Source organism: Klenkia sp. PcliD-1-E, from assembly GCF_024124375.1.
In the GTDB taxonomy this organism is placed as follows: Bacteria; Actinomycetota; Actinomycetes; order Mycobacteriales; family Geodermatophilaceae; genus Klenkia.
Window position 1 is genome coordinate 1 of sequence record NZ_JAMXRZ010000090.1, and the last position, 17,414, is coordinate 17,414.

The window sequence follows — 17,414 nt, forward strand, 5'->3', positions numbered from 1 at the left end:
CCACGACGGCCCGGTCACGCTGGCCGTGGTCGAGCAGCTGCGGGCGGCCCTGCCGACGGTGGCCACCGCGGCCGGGGTGGCCCTGCTGCACGACGGCGAGACGTCGGCCGCCCTGCTGCGCCGCGCCGACGCCGCGCTGGCGCGGGCCCGGTCGACCAGCCCGCGGCGGGCCGTCCTCGACGACGCCCAGCCCGACCCGTTGCTGCCCGAGCTGCGCACCGCGCTGGTGACAAGCCGCACCGCCCGCATCGGGCTGACCGTGCACTACCAGGCGGTGGTGTCGCTGACCGACGGCACCGTCGTCGGGGCGGAGAGCCTGGCCCGCTGGGAGCACCCGGTGCTCGGTCCGGTCAGCCCGTCCCGGTTCATCCCGCTGGCCGAGCAGCACGGCCTGGTCGGCGCCCTCGGCGAGGTGGTCATGCGGCAGGCCTGCGCCGAGATGGCCGCGCTGTGCGCCGCGACGGGACGCCGGCTGCTGCTGACCGTCAACGTCTCCGGCCAGCAGCTGTGCGACCCGGCCTTCCCCGCCGTCGTCGGCGCCATCCTGGCCGGCACCGGCTGGCCGGCCTCGGCCACCGTCCTGGAGGTGACCGAGAGCCTGGTCGAGGCCGACTCGCCGGTCGCGGGGGCCGCCCTGCGCGCGCTGCGGCAGCTGGGGGTGCAGGTCGCCATCGACGACTTCGGCACCGGCTACTCCTCGCTGGCCCGCCTGGATACCCTGCCCGCGGACTACCTGAAGCTGGACCACACCTTCACCGCCACCGTGACCACCTCGGCCCGGCGGGCCCGGCTCGTGCGCAGCGTGGTCGCGCTGGCGGAGGGGGCGGACCTGCTGGTCGTCGCCGAGGGCGTGGAGACCGCCCAGCAGGCCGACCTGCTGCGGGAGCTGGGCTGCGAGCTGGCGCAGGGCTTCGGTCTGCACCGGCCCTCCCCCGTCGCGGGCCTCGCCGAACTGCTGGGCCGCACCGATCAGACCTCGACGGTGCCGCCGCTGCGCCAGTACTCCCCGTCGGCGCGGCTGAGCAACCCCTCGTCGACCAGGTAGCGGCGCAGCGCCGCGGTGTCGGGGTGCCAGACCGCCAGGAGCGCGTTGACCTCGCGCTCGGGGTAGCGGACCCCCGGCTCGAAGACCGCGACCATGTGGTCCAGCACCACCAGCCGCTTGCCCCGGTGCGCCGGGATCGAGGCCAGCCGGCCCTCGACCACGAAGGCCTGCAGGACGGCGTCGACCGCCGGGTCGGCCGACAGCGGCACCGGCCGCGGCCGGTGCTCCCCGGCGGCGCGGGCCGCGGCGGCGAACAGCTCGGCGCGCAGCTGCAGCGCGGCGCCGTCCCGCCGGATGAGACCTCCCCGGCCCAGCCTGCGGGCGGCCAGCGCCACCGCGGTCTGCGACAGGCCCGTCGCGGCCGCCACGCCACCGATGTCGGTAGCGCCCAGGGCCAGCGCCGACACCACGGCCAGCCGGTCGGGGTCGGCGAGCAGGCCCACCAGCTTCGCCGCGTCGGGCTCGGTCACACCCCCCAGGCTAGGTTGCAGGGGTGACCGGGCGCGGGTGGACCGAGGACATGCAGCTGGCGCACGTCCTGGCCGACCAGGCCGACGCGATCAGCATGGAGCGCTTCAAGGCGCAGGACCTCGTGGTGGACACCAAACCCGACCTGACACCGGTCACCGACGCCGACCGGGCGGTGGAGCAGCAGCTGCGGTCCTCCCTCGCCCGGGTCCGCACCCGCGACGCGGTGCAGGGCGAGGAGTACGGCACCACCGGCCACGGGTCGCGCCGCTGGGTCGTCGACCCCATCGACGGCACCAAGAACTTCGTCCGCGGCGTCCCCGTGTGGGCCACGCTCATCGCGCTGCTGGACGGCGAGACCCCGGTCGTGGGGATGGTCAGCGCCCCGGCGCTGGGCCGCCGTTGGTGGGCCGCGTCGGGCGTGGGCGCCTACACCGGCCGGCGGCTGGAGTCGGCGACCCGCTGCCACGTCTCCGGCGTCGCGGCCCTGGGCGACGCCTCGCTGTCCTACTCGTCGCTGTCGGGGTGGGAGGAGCGCGAGCGCCTGGACGCCTTCCTCGGCCTCACCCGGTCGGTGTGGCGGACCCGGGCGTACGGGGACTTCTGGAGCTACACGATGGTGGCCGAGGGCGCGGTCGACGTCGCCTGCGAGCCCGAGGTGTCGCTGTGGGACATGGCCGCGCTCGACGTCGTCGTCCGCGAGGCCGGGGGCTCGTTCACCGACGTGGATGGCACCCCCGGCCCGGCCGGCGGCAGCGCGGTGGCCACCAACGGCCACCTGCACGCCGCCGTGCTCGATGCGCTGGCGGTGGACCGGCAGGGTTAGCGGGCGCCCTTCCCGCCGCCGCCCTGCAGCTTGCTGCGCAGCTGGTCGATCTTTGCCCGGTTCTTCGGGTCCTTCGCGAACTGCTGGGCCTTCTGAGTGGCCTGCTGGATCGCCCGCTGCCCCTGGGGGCTCTTCGCGAACTGGGTGATCTTGTTCATCAGCGATGCCACGGGGGTCACCTTCCGGGTTCCTCGGACCTGCCTGCGGGTCCGCTCAGGGGTCACAACGGTGGCACGCGGCCGGCCGTTCCGCTCAGCGCGCGAGCTGCCCGCCCGACCGGCCGTTGCGGTCGGCCAGCAACCCGGCGAGCGTGGAGACGGCGATCTCCGCCGGGGCCCGGGAACCGATGTCCAGCCCGATCGGCCGGTGCACCCGGGCGACCTCCTCCGGCGGCACCCCGAGCGCGGCCAGCGCCGCGACGTGCGGGCCCTCGTGCCGGGGGTTGCCCATCAGGCCGATCCACCGGGTGTCGGTGGCCAGCGCGTCGCGCAGCACCTCGCCGAGCTCGTCGCGGTGGTGGTCGCAGACGACGACGTCGGCGTGCGGGTCGGCCGGGACCTCCCGCAGCACCGTGGTGCCGTCGGGGAGCCCGTCGACCTCCTGGCCGGACGGGTCGACGAGCACCGGGGCGAAGCCGCACTCCGCGCCGAGCCGGAGCAGCGCCGCGGCGACCGGCGAGGCGAAGACGGCGACCAGGACGCGGTCAGTGGCCGGCGCTGCCGGTTCCCCGTGCGCGACGCCGCAGTTCGGGTCGCTCATCGCGCGGGGCTGTCGCCGTAGGCGTACCCGGCGTTGGCGTACCGGCCGCCCTCGGCCACCCCGGGCGGGGCGATGGCGTCGAGGCGGGCGAGGTCGTCGGCGGTGAGCTCGACGTCGCCGGCCGCGGCGTTCTCCTCCAGGTAGGCCACCCGCTTGGTGCCGGGGATGGGGACGACGTCCTCGCCCTGCGCCATGACCCAGGCCAGCGCGAGCTGCCCGGCGGTGACGCCCTTCTCCTGCGCCATCCCCCGGACGGCGTCGACCAGCCGCAGGTTGGCCCGGAAGGCCTCGCCCTGGAAGCGCGGGTGGTCCTTGCGGAAGTCGTCGTCGTCGAAGTCGTCGGGGCTGGTGATCGCACCGGTGAGGAAGCCCCGGCCCAGCGGGGAGAACGGCACCAGGCCGATGCCGTGCTCGCGGGCGACGTCCGCCACGCCCGACGTCTCCAGGTCACGCGTCCACAGCGACCACTCGCTCTGCAGCGCGGTGATCGGGTGCACGGCGGACGCCCGCCGGACCGAGTCGGCCGAGGCCTCGCTGAGCCCGATGTACCGGACCTTGCCGGCCCGCACCAGCTCGGCCATCGCGCCGACGGTGTCCTCGATGGGCACCTGCGGGTCGACCCGGTGCTGGTAGTAGAGGTCGATGGTGTCGACCCCGAGCCGGCGCAGGCTGTCCTCGCAGCGGGCCCGCACGTTCTCCGGCCGGCCGTCGATCCGCATGCCGCCGCCGTCGTGGCGCGACAGCGAGAACTTGGTGGCCAGCTGCACGGCGTCGCGCCGGCCGCGCAGGGACTCCCCCACCAACTCCTCGTTGTGCCCGTCGCCGTAGACGTCGGAGGTGTCCCAGAAGGTGATGCCGCGCTCCAGCGCCCGGTCCAGGGTGGCGAGGGACTGCGTGCGGTCGGCCGCCCCGTAGGACTGGCTCATCCCCATGCAGCCCAGTCCCTGCGCCGACACCTCGAGCTCGCCCAGCATGCGTCGATCGGTCATGACCCCATCCTGCCCAGTGCGTCCACCCGGGCGCGCTCGTCGTCGGTGAGCGAGAAGCCGAGCACGTCGGCGTTGGCGGTGATCCGCTCCGGTGTGGCCGACTTCGGGATGACGACGACGCCGTGGTCCAGGTGCCAGCGCAGCACGACCTGGGCGGGGGTGACGCCGTGCGCGTCGGCGACCTCGGCGAGCACCGGGTCGGCCAGGTCGGTGCTCTTGAAGGGGCTGTAGCCCTCCAGCACGACCCCCCGCTTCCGGTGGCCCTCGAGCAGGTCGGCGTCGAACAGCGCCGGCGCCCAGCGCACCTGGTTGACCGCCGGGGTGACGCCGGTGGCGTCGGTCAGCTCGTCGAGCTGGGCCAGGGAGAAGTTGCTGACGCCGACGTCGCGCACCTTCCCGGCGTCCCGGGCGGCCAGGAAATCCCGCCACAGCGCGACGTCGTCCCCGCCGGTGGGCCAGTGCACCAGCCACAGGTCGACGGCGTCGACGCCGAGCGCGGCGAGCGAGGCGTCGAGGGTGGGCCCGGCGGCACCGGCCCGGTCCGGGGGCAGCTTGGTGGTCAGGAAGACCTCGTCCCGGTCCACCCCGGAGTCGGCGAGCGCACGGCCGACCTCGGCCTCGTTGCGGTACATCGTGGCGGTGTCCAGGTGCCGGTAGCCGGCGTCGAGGGCGGCCCGGACGGCGTCGGTGCAGGCGCTGCCGGTGATCTGCCAGGTGCCGAACCCGAGCAGCGGCATCGCGCCGCCCCCGGGCAGTGCAGCGGTGGGCTGTGTCATGCACACCGACCTGCCCGCGACCGGGCGGGACGACACGTGGGAAGGTCGCAGGTGGCCGGGGACCCCGGCCACCCCGCTGCCCCCGCTGGAGGACCTCCCGTGCAGTACGCCGAGTCCGTCGTCGACCTGATCGGGAACACCCCGCTGGTCCGGCTGAACAGGGTCACCGCCCACCTCGGGCCCGACGCCCCGCTGGTGCTGGCCAAGGTCGAGTACGTGAACCCGGGCGGTTCGGTGAAGGACCGCATCGCCGTCCGGATGGTCGACGCGGCGGAGAAGTCCGGCGCCCTGCAGCCCGGGGGCACGATCGTCGAGCCGACCAGCGGCAACACCGGCGTCGGCCTGGCGATCGTGGCCCAGCAGCGCGGGTACGGGTGCATCTTCATCTGCCCCGACAAGGTCAGCGCGGACAAGATCAATGTGCTGCGGGCCTACGGCGCCGAGGTCGTGGTGTGCCCCACCGCCGTCGACCCGGCCGACCCGCGCTCCTACTACTCGGTGTCCGACCGGCTGGCCCGGGAGACCCCCGGCGGCTGGAAGCCCGACCAGTACTCCAACCCGGCCAACCCGCAGTCGCACTACGAGACCACCGGCCCCGAGATCTGGGCGCAGACCGAGGGCCGGGTGACCCACTTCGTCACCGGCGCGGGCACCGGGGGCACCATCTCCGGCGTCGGGCGCTACCTCAAGGAGGCCTCCGGCGGGAAGGTGCAGGTCATCGGGGCCGACCCCGAGGGCTCGGTCTACTCCGGCGGCACCGGCCGGCCCTACCTGGTCGAGGGCGTGGGCGAGGACTTCTGGCCCTCGACCTACGACCAGACCGTCGCCGACGAGGTCGTGGCGGTCAGCGACGGCGACTCCTTCGCGATGACCCGCCGCCTCGCCCGCGAGGAGGGCCTGCTGGTCGGCGGCTCGTGCGGCATGGCCGTCGTCGCCGCGCTGCGGGTGGCCGAGCGCCTGACCCGCGACGACGTCCTGGTGGTGCTGCTGCCCGACAGCGGCCGCGGGTACCTCCGCAAGATCTTCGACGACGCCTGGATGGCCGACTACGGCTTCGTCGAGGCAGCCGACGGCGAGACCGTGGGCGAGCTGCTGCGCGCCAAGTCCGGCACCGACGGGCTGCCCGCGCTGGTGCACACCCACCCCACCGAGACCGTGCGCGAGGCCATCGACATCCTGCGCGAGTACGGCGTGAGCCAGATGCCGGTGGTGCGGGCCGAGCCGCCGGTGACCGCCGGCGAGGTGGTCGGGTCGGTGGCGGAGAAGACGCTGCTGGACAAGCTGTTCTCCGGCGGGGCGTCCCTGTCGGACACCTTGGAGAGGCACATGAGCGCGCCCCTGCCGATCATCGGGTCCGGGGAGCCGGTCTCCGCCGCCGTCGCCGCACTGGGCGACGCGGACGCCCTGCTGGTGCACGAGGACGGCAAGCCGGCGGGTGTCGTCACCCGCCAGGACGTGCTCGGCCACCTCGCCGGCGTGCCGGCCGGGAGCACGGCCGGGGTGACGGCATGAGCGGCTTCAACACCCGGGCCATCCACGACGGCCAGGAGCCCGACCCGACCACCGGCGCCGTCGTCGTCCCCCTGCACCTGACCAGCACCTACAAGCAGGACGGCGTCGGCGGGCTGCGCGGCGGCTACGAGTACAGCCGCAGCGCCAACCCCACCCGCACGGCGCTGCAGGAGGCCCTGGCGTCGCTGGAGCAGGGCGCGACGGGGCTGGCGTTCGCCTCCGGGCTGGCCGCCGAGGACGCGCTGCTGCGCACCGTGCTGGACCCCGGCGACCACCTGGTCATCCCGATCGACGCCTACGGCGGCACGTTCCGGCTGATCAGCAAGGTGCTGCAGCGCTGGGGCGTCGAGCACACCCCCGTCGACCTGTCCGACCTCGACGCCGTCCGCGCCGCGTTCCGCCCGACCACGAAGCTCGTGTGGTGCGAGACGCCCACCAACCCGCTGCTGGGCATCGCCGACGTCGCGGCCCTGGCGCAGCTGGCGCACGAGCACGGCGCCCTGCTCGCGGTGGACAACACCTTCGCCTCGCCCTACCTGCAGCAGCCGATCACCCACGGCGCGGACGTCGTCGTGCACTCCACGACCAAGTACCTGGGCGGGCACTCCGACGTGGTGGGTGGCGCACTGGTGGCCGCCGACGCCGAGGTCGGCGAGCGGCTGGCCTTCCACCAGAACGCGATGGGCGCGGTGGCCGGGCCCTTCGACGCCTGGCTGGTGCTGCGCGGCATCAAGACCCTGGGCGTGCGGATGGACCGGCACCAGGCCAACGCTGCGCGGGTGGCCGAGTTCCTCGTCGAGCACCCCGCGGTGTCCACCGTGCTCTACCCGGGCCTGCCCTCCCACCCCGGCCACGAGGTGGCGGCGAGGCAGATGTCCGGGTTCGGCGGGATGCTGTCCTTCCGGCTGCGGGCCGGCGAGGAGGCCGCGCTGGCGGTCTGCGAGCGGGCGCAGGTGTTCACCCTGGCCGAGTCGCTGGGCGGGGTGGAGTCCCTGGTCGAGCACCCGCACCGGATGACGCACGCATCGGTCGCCGGCAGCGCCCTGGAGGTCCCCGCCGACCTGGTCCGGCTGAGCGTCGGCATCGAGGACGTCGAGGACCTGCTCGCCGACCTGGACCAGATGCTGCGCTGAGCGGCGACGGGTTGACGGCGGTGGGATGGTTGAACGCATGACCATCGACCTGGACGCCATCGAGGCGACGCGCCAGCGGCTGCGTGCGGAGCACCTGCGACCGGCGGGTGAGCGGCCGGCCTCGACCGCCCGCGGGCTGCACCACACCGCGCTGATCAGCGGCGACGTCGAGCGCACCATCGCCTTCTACCAGGGGGTGCTCGGCTTCCCGCTGACCGAGCTCATCGACAACCGCGACTACCCCGGCAGCACGCACTTCTTCTTCGACATCGGCCACCAGAACCTGCTGGCGTTCTTCGACTTCCCCGGCCTGGACGTCGGCCCCTACGCCGAGGTGCTCGGCGGGCTGCACCACGTCGCGATCAGCGTCGAGCCGGCCCGCTGGGAGGCCCTGGTGGCGAGGTTGACCGAGGCCGGCGTCGAGCACGTGGTCCACTCCGGCGTGTCGGTCTACTTCCGCGACCCCGACGGGGCCCGCATCGAGCTCATCGCCGACCCGCTGGGTGAGATGTACGGGGAACACGTCCTCTGAGAGATCGGTTGGTGGGCCCGTGACCCAGGCACCCCGCCCCGGCCCGGCGCTGCGCGTCTCGGTGCCCACCCTGTCGCCGTCCTCGAAGCTCTACATGGGCACCGAGGCCGGCGGGTCGGCCCTGCTGCTGGTCGGCACGCTGCTCGCGCTGGCCTGGGCCAACTCGCCCTGGGCGGCGGGCTACGAGAGCTTCTGGTCCACCACGGCGAGCCTGGGCGTCGGCGACGCCGTCCTGTCGATGGACCTGCGGCACTGGGTCAACGACGGCGCCATGGCGCTGTTCTTCCTCGTCGTGGGCCTGGAGATCACCCGCGAGGTGGCCACCGGCGAGCTCCGCGACCGGCGCTCCGTCGCCGCCCCCGCCTTGGGTGCCCTCGGCGGTCTGGCGGTCCCGGCGCTGGTCTACCTCGCCTTCAACCCCTCGGGCGACGCCGCGCACGGGTGGGGCATCGTGATGAGCACCGACACCGCGTTCGTGCTCGGCGTGCTGGCCCTGTTCGGCCCGCGCTGCCCGGACCGGCTCCGGCTGTTCCTGCTCACCCTGGCCATCGTCGACGACATCGGCGCGATCACCGTGATGGCGCTGTTCTACTCCGACGAGATCGTGCTGCCCGCGCTCGCGGTGGCCGGCGTCCTGGTCCTGGTCCTCGTGCTGCTGCGCTGGCTGGGCGTCTGGACCCTCACGCCCTACGTGCTCACCGGTGTCGCGCTCTGGCTGGCGGTCCACGAGTCGGGCGTGCACGCCACGCTCGCCGGGGTGCTGGTCGGCCTGCTGCTGCCGGCCCGGCCGCCCAGCCGCAAGGAGGTCGAGCGGACGGCGGCCTTCGGGCGCGCCCTGCGCGAGGACCCCGACGCCGTCAAGGCCCGCACGACCAAGCTCGCCGTCGCCTCCACCGTGCCGGCGGGCGCCCGGCTGCAGGAGTCGCTGCACCGGTACACGGCCTACCTCGTGGTGCCGGTCTTCGGGCTCGCCAACGCCGGTGTCGTGCTCGACGGACAGACGCTGCGCGCCGCGGCGACCTCCCCCGTCACCCTCGGCGTCGCGGTCGCGCTGGTCGCCGGCAACGCCGTCGGCATCACGCTGGGCGCGTTCGTGGCGCTGCGCACCGGCTGGGGCGTGCTGCCCGGCGGGGTGCGCTGGTCCCACCTGATGGCCGGCGCGACGCTGGCCGGCATCGGCTTCACCATCTCGCTGTTCATCACCGACCTGGCCTTCGACGACGAGCTGCTGCGCGAGCAGGCCAAGATCGGGATCCTGCTCGGGTCACTGACCGCAGCGGTCCTGGGCACCGTCCTGCTGCGCACCCTCGGCGAGCGCTTCCCGCTGTGCTCGCCGGCGTCCGAGGAGCCCCCGTCGCTGCCGCCCCGCCCCTGGCTGGCCCCCCGGGTCTGAGGCCGCCCCGATCGTCCGCCGCAGCGCGGCCAGGTCCGGCCGCCCGCTGAACAGCTGGCCGTCGACGTAGACCGTCGGCGTGCCGGGCACCCCGAGGGCCACCCCGGTGGCGAAGTCGGCCTCCACCTTGTCGCCGTAGGGCTGGGCGGCCTCCCCCACCAGGGTGCGGGTGTCCAGGCCCAGCTCCTGCCCGTAGCCGACCAGGTCGGCGTCGGTGAGGTGCTCCTGCCGGCGGAAGAGCAGGTGGTGCATCTCCCAGTACCGGCCCTGGTCGGCCGCGGCCTCGGCGGCCAGCGCGGCGGTCAGCGCGTAGGGGTGCACGTCGGGCAGCGGCCAGTTGCGGAACACCAGCCGGACACCGCCGCCGGAGCCGTCCACCAGCGCCTGCAGCACGGGGGCGGCCGCCGCGCAGTAGGGGCACTCGAAGTCGCCGTACTCGAGCACGGTGACCGGGGCGGCGGGGTCGCCGTAGACGTGGTCGTCGGGCCGGACGGCGAAGGGGTCGCTCACGACCCCACCCAACCGGACCGGGGGCCCTGCGTCTTCCCCGGGACGACGAAAGCCCGGACTCCGAGGAGTCCGGGCCTTCGTGGTGGTAGCGGGGACAGGATTTGAACCTGTGACCTCTGGGTTATGAGCCCAGCGAGCTACCGAGCTGCTCCACCCCGCGTCGCATGCAGAACACTACCCCGCGATCGCGGCCGCGTCGAACCGGGGGCGGGTGACGGTGGACACCGCCGTGGAACGGACGAAGGCCCGGACCTCGTCGGTCCGGGCCTTCGTGGCTGGTAGCGGGGACAGGATTTGAACCTGTGACCTCTGGGTTATGAGCCCAGCGAGCTACCGAGCTGCTCCACCCCGCGTCGGTGGGACCACCCTACCCCGGCCGGGGCGGGTGGTCCCACCGGGGTCACCCCGTCGGGCTGGCCGGCGCGCTGGACGCCGAGCCCGAGGCCGCCGACTGCGCCGCCTCGAACGCCGCCGCCGCGCTCGCCAGCGCTGCCTGGGCCTGCCCGACCGCGGCGAAGTCACCGGACCGCTGCGCGTTCGCCAGGTCCTGCAGGGCCTGCTGGATCGCGGCCACGGCCTGCGCGGTCGAGGCGTCGACGGCGCCCCCGCCGTCCGCCGGTGGGCTCGTCGTCGCCGGTGCGGACGTCGACGGCGGACTGGTGGTCTGGTCGCCGCCGGTGTCGCCGTTGCCGGTGCCACCGCTGTCCGGTGCCGCCGACCCGGCGCCGGCCCCGAAGACCTGGTCGAGGGACTCGGCGAGGGTGTCGCCGTACCCGATCCGGCCCTGGTAGTTGACGATCACCTTCTGCAGCAGCGGGAAGGAGTTCGCCGCCTGGCTCTGCACGTACAGCGGTTCCACGTACAGCAGGCCGGCGTCGCCGATCGGCAGCGTCAGCAGGTTCCCGAACACCGCCCGGGAGTTGTCGCTGTCGAACAGGGTCAGGTCGGTGCGGACCTGGTTGTTCGACGTCATCGCGTTCTGCGCCTGCCCCGGGCCCTGGTAGGGCGTGTTGCCCGGCAACCGCAGCACCTGCAGCTCGCCGTAGGACGCCGGGTCGGCCGACGCCGAGATGAACGCCGACAGGTTCTCCCGCTGGAAGGCGTTGAGCGCACTGGTCAGCTGGAACGTCGCGCCGGGATCGCCGGGCCGCTGGCTGAGGATGTAGTACGGCGGCTGCGCGGCGTCGGTGTTGCTGGTCGGGTCGGTGGGGATCCGCCAGCGGTCGTTCTGGTTGTAGAAGTCCCCGGCGTCGCTGACGTGGTAGCGGGTGAGGATGTCGCGCTGCAGCTTGAACAGGTCCTCGGGGTACCGCACGTGGCTGATCAGGTCGTCGGACATGTCCGACTTGGGCTGGATGATGCCGGGGAAGGCGTTCATGTACGTCCGCAGCACCGGGTCCTGGTCGTCCCAGGCGTACAGCGTCACCGCACCGGTGTAGGCGTCGACCGTGGCCTTCACCGAGTTGCGCACGTAGTTGACCGTGTCGTTGGGCAGCGGCGTGGTGCCGGTGCCGGTGCCGGTCAGCGCGTCGGTGGTGGCCTCGCCCAGCTCCATCTGCTCGGCGTAGGGGAAGGCGTCGGAGGTGGTGTAGCCGTCGAGGATCCAGGTCACCCGGCCGTCGACCACCGCGGGGTAGGGGTCGCCGTCCACGGTGAGGAACGGTGCGGCCTTCTCCACCCGGTTCAGCGGGTCGCGGACGTAGAGCACGCGCGAGTTGTCGTTGACCGCTCCGGAGAGGATGAAGTTCCGCTCGCGGTAGTAGATGGCGAAGGTGAGCTGCCGGAAGAAGCTGCCGATCGCGACGCCACCGGTGCCGTCGTAGGTCGAGTTGACCTGGCCCTGGTCGTCGCCGGACTCGGGCCGGTCGAACTCGCGGTCGGCCTCGCCGTCGGTCTTGCCGACCACCGAGTAGACGTCGGTGCCGTTGTCGTTGAGCAGCTCGCCGTAGTAGATCCGCGCCTGGTCGACCGGGATGTTGCCGGTCGTGGGCAGGTTGCCGGTGGTGAAGTTCGGCTGGCCGCCCTCGCCGGACCCGCTGCTGACCTGGTTGGCCGGCGCGGCGACGAACCCGTTGCCGTGGGTGTAGACGGTGTGCCGGTTGATCCAGCTGCTCTGGTTGTCCGACAGGTTGGACTGGTCGAGCTCACGCACGGCGACCACGTAGTCCTGGGTCACCCCGTCGATGGTGTAGCGGTCGACGTCGAGCCGGTCCGGGAAGCCGTAGACGTTGCGGATCTGCTGGAGGGCGGTGAACGTCGGGGCCAGCACGTTCGGGTCGAGCAGGCGGATGTTCTCCACCGTCGGCGACCCGGCCAACTCGGCCGCGGCCTGGGCGGCGTCGGCGTCGCTGGCGCTGTCCCCGGTCTGGTTCTGCGCGTAGTTGACGTACTGCACGTCGGAGACGTCGTAGGCCTGGCGGGTCGCCGCGATCGCCCGCTCGATGTAGGGCGCCTCGCGCACGTCCGGGGTCGGGCGGACGACGAACTGCTGCACGATCGCCGGGTAGGCCACGCCGATGACCAGCGAGGACAGCATCAGCAGCACCAGCGAGGCGGCCGGCAGCGCGAAGTTGCGGACGACGATGTTGGCGAAGAACGCGATCGCGCAGATCACCGCGACGAAGACCAGGATCGTCTTGGCCGGCAGCAGCGCGTTCACGTCGGTGTAGCTGGCGCCGGTGAACACCCCGCCGCGGTCGGAGTAGACCGTGCTGTAGCGGTCCAGCCAGTAGGCCACGGCCTTGAGCGCCACGAAGACGCCCAGCAGCACCGACAGCTGCACCCGCGCCGCGCCCGACAGCTTCTGGCCCGGGGTCTGCAGCCGCAGCCCGCCGAACACGTAGTGGGTCAGCAGCGAGCCGATCAGCGACAGGATGACGATCGCGAACGCGAAGCCCAGGGCCAGCCGGTAGAAGGGCAGGTCGAAGACGAAGAACCCGTTGTCCAGCCCGAACTGCGGGTCGGTGGTGCCGAAGTCGGTGCCGTTGCGGAACTGCAGCCAGGTCTCCCAGCTGCCCTGGGCGGTGAACCCGGCGAACAGGCCGAGGACGACGCCGACCGCGCTGAGCACCGCCACCCGGCGCGGCTCCAGCGACTGCCGGTAGCGCTCGAGGTTCTGCTGCTCGAGGCTCATCGGCCGGAACGTCGGCCGGAAGCGGTAGGCCAGGTACACCGACAGCGCCACCAGGCCGCCGGTGGCCACCCCGGCCACGGCGAACAGCAGCGCGCGGGTCTGCAGCTCGGTCCAGAACACCTCGGTGAACCCGGTCTCGTCGAACCAGAGGTAGTCGACGTAGACGTTGGTCAGCGTGCCGATGACGGTGAACAGCACCAGCAGGACGGCGATGACGCCGATGACCAGCTTGGCGCGCCGGGACAGGGTCGGCACCGGCACGGGTGGCCGCATGGTCACGGGCGGGCTCCTTCGTTCGAGCGTTGTCGTCGTCCCGCTGTCGCCGCGACCGGGTGCACAGCATCCGGGTCCGTGACCGACAGCCGCCCGACAGGTGCGAGGGGCAACCTGGGCGGGGGACGACTGCTCAACTCGTGCGGGCGCCCCCGGGTTCCCGGGTCGGCACCAAGCACACCACGGATGCCTGGGCGCCCGGCGACGTGGTGGCGGGCTGCGTCGGTCCCGGGTCAGTCCCCGGCGGTGCAGGGCGTCGGCGTGCCGCCGTCGCGGAAGGTCTGCAGCGCCGTCAGCGCGTCCTCGAGCGTCGCGACCCGGGCCATGGGCAGGCCGGGCTGGGCGTTGGCCAGCGCCTCCTGGCAGTTGTCGGCGGGCACCAGGAACAGCTGCGCCCCGATGTCGCGGGCGGCGATCATCTTCAGCGGGATGCCGCCGATGGGGCCGACCGTGCCGCCGGCGTCGATGGTGCCCGTGCCGGCGATGACCGCGCCCTGGGTCAGGTCGGTGTCGCCGACCAGGTCGATGATCCCCAGGGTCAGCATCAGGCCGGCCGAGGGACCGCCGACGTCGTCGACCCGGATGGACACCGTGAACGGGGCCGAGGGTGTCTGGAGCACCCCGACGCCGAGGAAGGACCCGGGTCGGCTGCTGCCCCCGGTGGTCGTGATCGTGGCCGTGCCCGGCTGGCCCAGCCGGGTGTAGTCCACGGTGGTCGCGGTGCCGACCGGGAGGGCGGTCAGCACGGAGTCCAGCGTGTCGGTGTCGGGGGTCGGGGTCCCGTCGACGGCCTCGATGGCGTCGCCGGCCTGCAGCTGGCCGGCGGAGGGCGACCCGTCGGCGACGCTCTGCACGACGACCTTCTCCGGGTAGCCGAGCTCGCCGAGGGCCGCGGCGTTCGCCGACTGCTCGGAGGTCAGGAAGGCCTGCCGGTTCTGCTGCTGGGTCTCCTCGACGGTCTGGTCGGGCGGGTAGACCGTGTCGCGGGGCACCACCGACACCTCGCTGCTGAACCAGCCCTGCACCGCCCCGACCAGGGTCAGCGGGCGCTGCGGCACCCCGACCGTCGTCAGGTTCAGGTTGCCGCTGACCTCGTTGCGGTCGCGGCCGTCCACGCTGATGATCGGCTCGCCGTCGAGGTCGCCGAGGGTGTTGTAGGTCGGCCCCGGGACCTGTGCCACGTAGGGCACCGGTACGAGCGTGCCCACCAGGCCGAACCCCAGCAGCAGCACCACACCCGCCACCAGGACGGTCACACGACGGCTCACGGGGGCCGACAGTAGGTGACCCGTCCGCCCCGGGCCTGCGCATCGGTGCCGGTGCGGTGTTCGCCCAGGGCTTGCTGTGCGGCCCGCCCGGGACGCCGGGCGCGGCTACCGTGGTGACCATGAGCGACCTCCCCTTCGGTTTCGGACCCGCCGACCGCGACCCGCAGCGCCGCGACGAGGGCGGTCAGGGCGGGGGCCAGAACCCGGGCGACCCGTTCGGGTTCGGCGCGCTGTTCGGCGGCGCCGGGGGTGGGTCGCCCGAGGACCTGCTGGGGAAGATGCCGCTGTTCGCCGAGCTGCAGAAGCTCATGACCTGGTCCGGCGGGCCGGTCAACTGGGACCTCGCCCGGCAGGGCGCGATCAGCCAGCTGGCCGCCGGGCACCAGCCCACCTCGGCCGCCGAGCAGGCGCAGGTCACCGAGGCGCTGCGGTTGGCCGACCTGTGGCTGGACCAGGTGACCGAGCTGCCCTCGGGCATCGAGCGGACCGTCGCCTGGTCCCGGGTCGACTGGCTGGAGCAGACCCTGCCCGCGTGGGGTGCGCTGGTGGATCCGCTCGCCGAGCGGGTGGTGGCCGCCATGACCTCGGCGCTGCCCGCCGAGGCCGCCGCGATGGCCGGGCCGTTGTCGGGCGTGATGGGCCGCATGGGCGGGGTCATGTTCGGCGCGCAGGTCGGCCAGGCCCTGGGCAAGCTCGCCGACGAGGTCGTCACCAGCACCGACGTCGGCCTCCCGCTGGCCCCGGCCGGCACGGCCGCGCTGGTGCCGCAGAACGTCGACGCCTTCCGCGAGGGCCTGGACCGCCCGGCCGAGGAGGTCCGGTTGTTCCTCGCGCTGCGCGAGGCCGCCCACCACCGCCTGTTCGCGCACGTGCCGTGGCTGCGCCAGCAGCTCACCGACGCCGTGCACGCGTACGCCCGGGGCATCCACGTCGACGCCGACGCCATCCAGCGCGGTCTCGAGGACGCGATGGGCGGCATGGAGGGCGGCTTCGACCCGCAGGACCCCGACAAGCTGCAGCAGCTGCTGGGCAGCGGCGTCCTGGAGCCCGCCGAGACCCTGGAGCAGAAGGCGGCGCTGCGCCGGCTGGAGACGCTGCTGGCGCTGGTGGAGGGCTGGGTGGACGTCGTCGTCGCCGAGGCCGCCGGTCAGCGGCTGCCCGGGCACGGGGCCCTCGCCGAGACGATGCGTCGCCGTCGGGCCTCCGGCGGGCCGGCAGAGCAGACCTTCGCCACCCTCGTCGGCCTCGAGCTGCGGCCCCGGCGGCTGCGCGACGCGGCGGCGGTGTGGGGCGCGATGGCCGCGCAGCACGGCAGCGAGGCGCGCGACCGCCTGTGGTCGCACCCGGACCTGCTGCCCACCGCCGACGACCTGGACGAGCCGCTGGACTTCGTCGGCCGCCAGGGTCGCCGCTCCGACTCCGACGACGAGTTCGACCGGCTCACCGCCGGCCTCGACCTCTCCGCCGGGGACCTTCCCGAGGGCTCGTCGGACAGCTCGTCGGACGAGGCGGGCGGAACCGCCGACGGCCGCGCCGACGGGGACGACGCCGACGGTGGACGGGGGCCGGCGGCGGGCTGACCGGACCGGTCAGCCGGCGGGGTCGGCGGGGTCGGTGGCCCCGGCCTCGACCGCCTCGAGGTAGCCCAGCGCGCGCTCGGCCCTGGGGTAGCGCTCCACCAGCGCCCAGAAGGCGGCGTCGTGCGCGGGCTGCAGCAGGTGGGCCAGCTCGTGGACCAGGACGTAGTCCACGACGTAGCCGGGCATGGCGCGCAGCCGGCTGGACAGCCGGATGGTGCGGTCAGCCGGGGTGCACGACCCCCAGCGCCGGTTCTGGTTGTCCACCCACCGCACGCTGGCCGGCAGCACACCACCCAGGTAGGCCTCCGACAGCCCGCGGGCGCGGACCATCAGCTCCTCGTCCCCGCCCAGCGTGCGGCGCCCCCGGCGCTCCCGGGTCTCCAGCTTGGCGACCATCCGGTCCACCCAGGTGCGCTCCTCCGACCGGGAGAACGACGCCGGGATGAGCACCACGGTGCGACCGTCCTGCCGGTAGGCGGTCACCGTCCGCAGCCGGCGGGCACTGCGCCGGACCTCGACCGGGCCCGGGGTCGATCGGGAGCTGGACGTGGACTGCACGCACGCACCGTAGCGACCGGCACCCGCGCCGCCCACCCCGCCGACACCCGGTCGGGTGCAGGTGCACACCGACGGTGGACGCGGGCACCCGTCCACACCCGGCAGGGGCCCGGGACCGGCCGCGGACGGGCGACGCACGGGTGACGCGGACCCGCCGCCCGACTGGTGTCCACGGTCCGTCCCCGTTCCGTGCACAGCGCCACGCCGAGTGCTCAACACGTGCTCCACAGCCCTGTCCACAGGGTGTGGAGCACGGGCCCGGCCACCGGCGCGCGGTGCGACGCTGCCCGGCGTGACCGACAGCGACCGGCCCCTGCTCCGCCCGGGCACCCCCGTGCTGCGGGTCGACCCGGCCACCGTGCAGGTCGGCGGCACCGACGGCGACCCCGGGGTGCGGCTGGGTCCCCTGCCGGTCGGGGCGGCGGCAGCGGTGGCCGACCTGGTACGCGGTCTCGACGGCGGGCGGACGACCGGCGCGGTGGTGGCCGCCGCCCTCGACGCCCGGCTCGACCCCGACGTCGTGGACGACCTGCTCACCGGGCTGCGTGCCTGCGGCCGGCTCGTCGACCTCTCCTCGGCCGACCTGCTGGCCACCTCCCCCACCCCGTCCGCCCGGGTGCGCACCACCGCCGAGGTGGCCGACGCGGTCGGCTCGGGCG

15 protein-coding genes, 2 tRNA genes and 2 pseudogenes are annotated in these 17,414 nt (G+C 74.0%); 8 read left to right on the forward strand and 11 right to left on the reverse strand.

All coding sequences use genetic code 11. From position 1 onward, the window contains the following. A partial coding sequence (locus tag NH342_RS16490) for an EAL domain-containing protein (protein ID WP_253016292.1) occupies positions 1 to 1,045 on the forward strand: 1,045 nt, incomplete at its 5' end. Here the strand turns inward: NH342_RS16490 and NH342_RS16495 are convergent. Then, entirely contained in the window at positions 970 to 1,515 is a 546-nt protein-coding gene (locus tag NH342_RS16495; RefSeq protein WP_253016294.1) for a DUF2087 domain-containing protein, read from the reverse strand. The two genes, NH342_RS16490 and NH342_RS16495, sit on opposite strands and share 76 nt — an antisense overlap. 23 nt (positions 1,516 to 1,538) lie before the next feature. Here NH342_RS16495 and hisN point away from each other — a divergent pair, with 23 nt between their 5' ends. Beyond that, positions 1,539 to 2,339, forward strand: coding sequence for a histidinol-phosphatase (gene hisN / locus NH342_RS16500; protein ID WP_374209479.1), 801 nt, complete (start codon positions 1,539 to 1,541; stop codon positions 2,337 to 2,339). On the opposite strand, the gene NH342_RS16505 is transcribed toward hisN, so the two are convergent. From NH342_RS16505 to NH342_RS16520, 4 genes are all read right to left on the reverse strand, one after another. Then, positions 2,336 to 2,518 carry a hypothetical protein gene (locus NH342_RS16505; protein ID WP_253016296.1) on the reverse strand — a complete coding sequence of 61 codons (183 nt, stop codon included), beginning with the start codon at positions 2,516 to 2,518 and terminating at the stop codon, positions 2,336 to 2,338. The genes hisN and NH342_RS16505 overlap by 4 nt on opposite strands. Positions 2,519 to 2,591: 73 nt before the next feature. Next, positions 2,592 to 3,098, reverse strand: coding sequence for an XdhC family protein (locus NH342_RS16510; protein WP_253016298.1), 507 nt, complete (start codon positions 3,096 to 3,098; stop codon positions 2,592 to 2,594). After that, complete coding sequence (locus NH342_RS16515; RefSeq protein ID WP_253016300.1) at positions 3,095 to 4,087, reverse strand: aldo/keto reductase; 993 nt, start codon at positions 4,085 to 4,087, stop codon at positions 3,095 to 3,097. The genes NH342_RS16510 and NH342_RS16515 overlap by 4 nt, the downstream gene beginning before the upstream one ends. Then, the gene (locus tag NH342_RS16520) at positions 4,084 to 4,863 is read right to left on the reverse strand and encodes an aldo/keto reductase (RefSeq protein ID WP_253016302.1); all 780 of its coding nucleotides are present in this window, start codon (positions 4,861 to 4,863) and stop codon (positions 4,084 to 4,086) included. Before NH342_RS16520 ends, NH342_RS16515 begins: the two co-directional genes overlap by 4 nt. Positions 4,864 to 4,962: 99 nt before the next feature. Here NH342_RS16520 and NH342_RS16525 point away from each other — a divergent pair, with 99 nt between their 5' ends. The 4 genes and pseudogenes from NH342_RS16525 to nhaA all read left to right on the forward strand — a co-directional run. Continuing rightward, a complete protein-coding gene (locus tag NH342_RS16525; protein WP_253016304.1) occupies positions 4,963 to 6,375 on the forward strand; it encodes a cystathionine beta-synthase in 1,413 nt (470 codons plus the stop codon). Beyond that, on the forward strand, positions 6,372 to 7,508 hold the full coding sequence (locus NH342_RS16530; RefSeq protein WP_253016306.1) for a cystathionine gamma-synthase: 1,137 nt from the start codon (positions 6,372 to 6,374) through the stop codon (positions 7,506 to 7,508). The genes NH342_RS16525 and NH342_RS16530 overlap by 4 nt, the downstream gene beginning before the upstream one ends. A gap of 37 nt (positions 7,509 to 7,545) precedes the next feature. After that, positions 7,546 to 8,040 (forward strand): VOC family protein, encoded by a 495-nt coding sequence (locus NH342_RS16535; protein ID WP_253016308.1) that lies wholly within the window; start codon positions 7,546 to 7,548, stop codon positions 8,038 to 8,040. A gap of 94 nt (positions 8,041 to 8,134) precedes the next feature. Continuing rightward, positions 8,135 to 9,280 (forward strand): annotated as a pseudogene (gene nhaA, locus NH342_RS16540) (Na+/H+ antiporter NhaA); the annotation flags it as partial. A gap of 24 nt (positions 9,281 to 9,304) precedes the next feature. Here the strand turns inward: nhaA and NH342_RS16545 are convergent. From NH342_RS16545 to NH342_RS16565, 5 genes are all read right to left on the reverse strand, one after another. Continuing rightward, positions 9,305 to 9,943, reverse strand: a complete 639-nt coding sequence (locus NH342_RS16545) for a thioredoxin domain-containing protein (RefSeq protein ID WP_253016321.1) — start codon at positions 9,941 to 9,943, stop codon at positions 9,305 to 9,307. A gap of 83 nt (positions 9,944 to 10,026) precedes the next feature. Then, a tRNA-Met gene (locus tag NH342_RS16550) sits at positions 10,027 to 10,103 on the reverse strand. Positions 10,104 to 10,219: 116 nt separating this feature from the next. Next, positions 10,220 to 10,296, reverse strand: a tRNA-Met gene (locus NH342_RS16555). Between the two features lie 47 nt (positions 10,297 to 10,343). Continuing rightward, positions 10,344 to 13,337, reverse strand: a complete 2,994-nt coding sequence (locus NH342_RS16560) for a UPF0182 family protein (protein WP_253016323.1) — start codon at positions 13,335 to 13,337, stop codon at positions 10,344 to 10,346. A 245-nt stretch (positions 13,338 to 13,582) separates the two neighbouring features. Next, entirely contained in the window at positions 13,583 to 14,617 is a 1,035-nt protein-coding gene (locus tag NH342_RS16565; protein ID WP_253016325.1) for a PDZ domain-containing protein, read from the reverse strand. A gap of 119 nt (positions 14,618 to 14,736) precedes the next feature. Between NH342_RS16565 and NH342_RS16570 the strand changes: the two genes are divergently transcribed. After that, on the forward strand, positions 14,737 to 16,197 hold the full coding sequence (locus NH342_RS16570; protein ID WP_253016327.1) for a zinc-dependent metalloprotease: 1,461 nt from the start codon (positions 14,737 to 14,739) through the stop codon (positions 16,195 to 16,197). A 9-nt stretch (positions 16,198 to 16,206) separates the two neighbouring features. Here the strand turns inward: NH342_RS16570 and NH342_RS16575 are convergent, their stop codons facing one another. Next, entirely contained in the window at positions 16,207 to 16,755 is a 549-nt protein-coding gene (locus NH342_RS16575) for a M48 family metallopeptidase (protein ID WP_253016329.1), read from the reverse strand. A 292-nt stretch (positions 16,756 to 17,047) separates the two neighbouring features. Here NH342_RS16575 and NH342_RS16580 point away from each other — a divergent pair. Then, positions 17,048 to 17,414 (forward strand): annotated as a pseudogene (locus NH342_RS16580) (thiamine biosynthesis protein ThiF); the annotation flags it as partial.

Coding starts and splice junctions, on each gene's coding strand:
- NH342_RS16520 (WP_253016302.1), bottom strand. CDS start 4,863: ATGACACAGCCCACCGCTGCACTGCCCGGGGGCGGCGCGATGCCGCTG.
- NH342_RS16570 (WP_253016327.1), top strand. CDS start 14,737: ATGAGCGACCTCCCCTTCGGTTTCGGACCCGCCGACCGCGACCCGCAG.
- NH342_RS16515 (WP_253016300.1), bottom strand. CDS start 4,087: ATGACCGATCGACGCATGCTGGGCGAGCTCGAGGTGTCGGCGCAGGGA.
- NH342_RS16530 (WP_253016306.1), top strand. CDS start 6,372: ATGAGCGGCTTCAACACCCGGGCCATCCACGACGGCCAGGAGCCCGAC.
- NH342_RS16535 (WP_253016308.1), top strand. CDS start 7,546: ATGACCATCGACCTGGACGCCATCGAGGCGACGCGCCAGCGGCTGCGT.
- NH342_RS16510 (WP_253016298.1), bottom strand. CDS start 3,098: ATGAGCGACCCGAACTGCGGCGTCGCGCACGGGGAACCGGCAGCGCCG.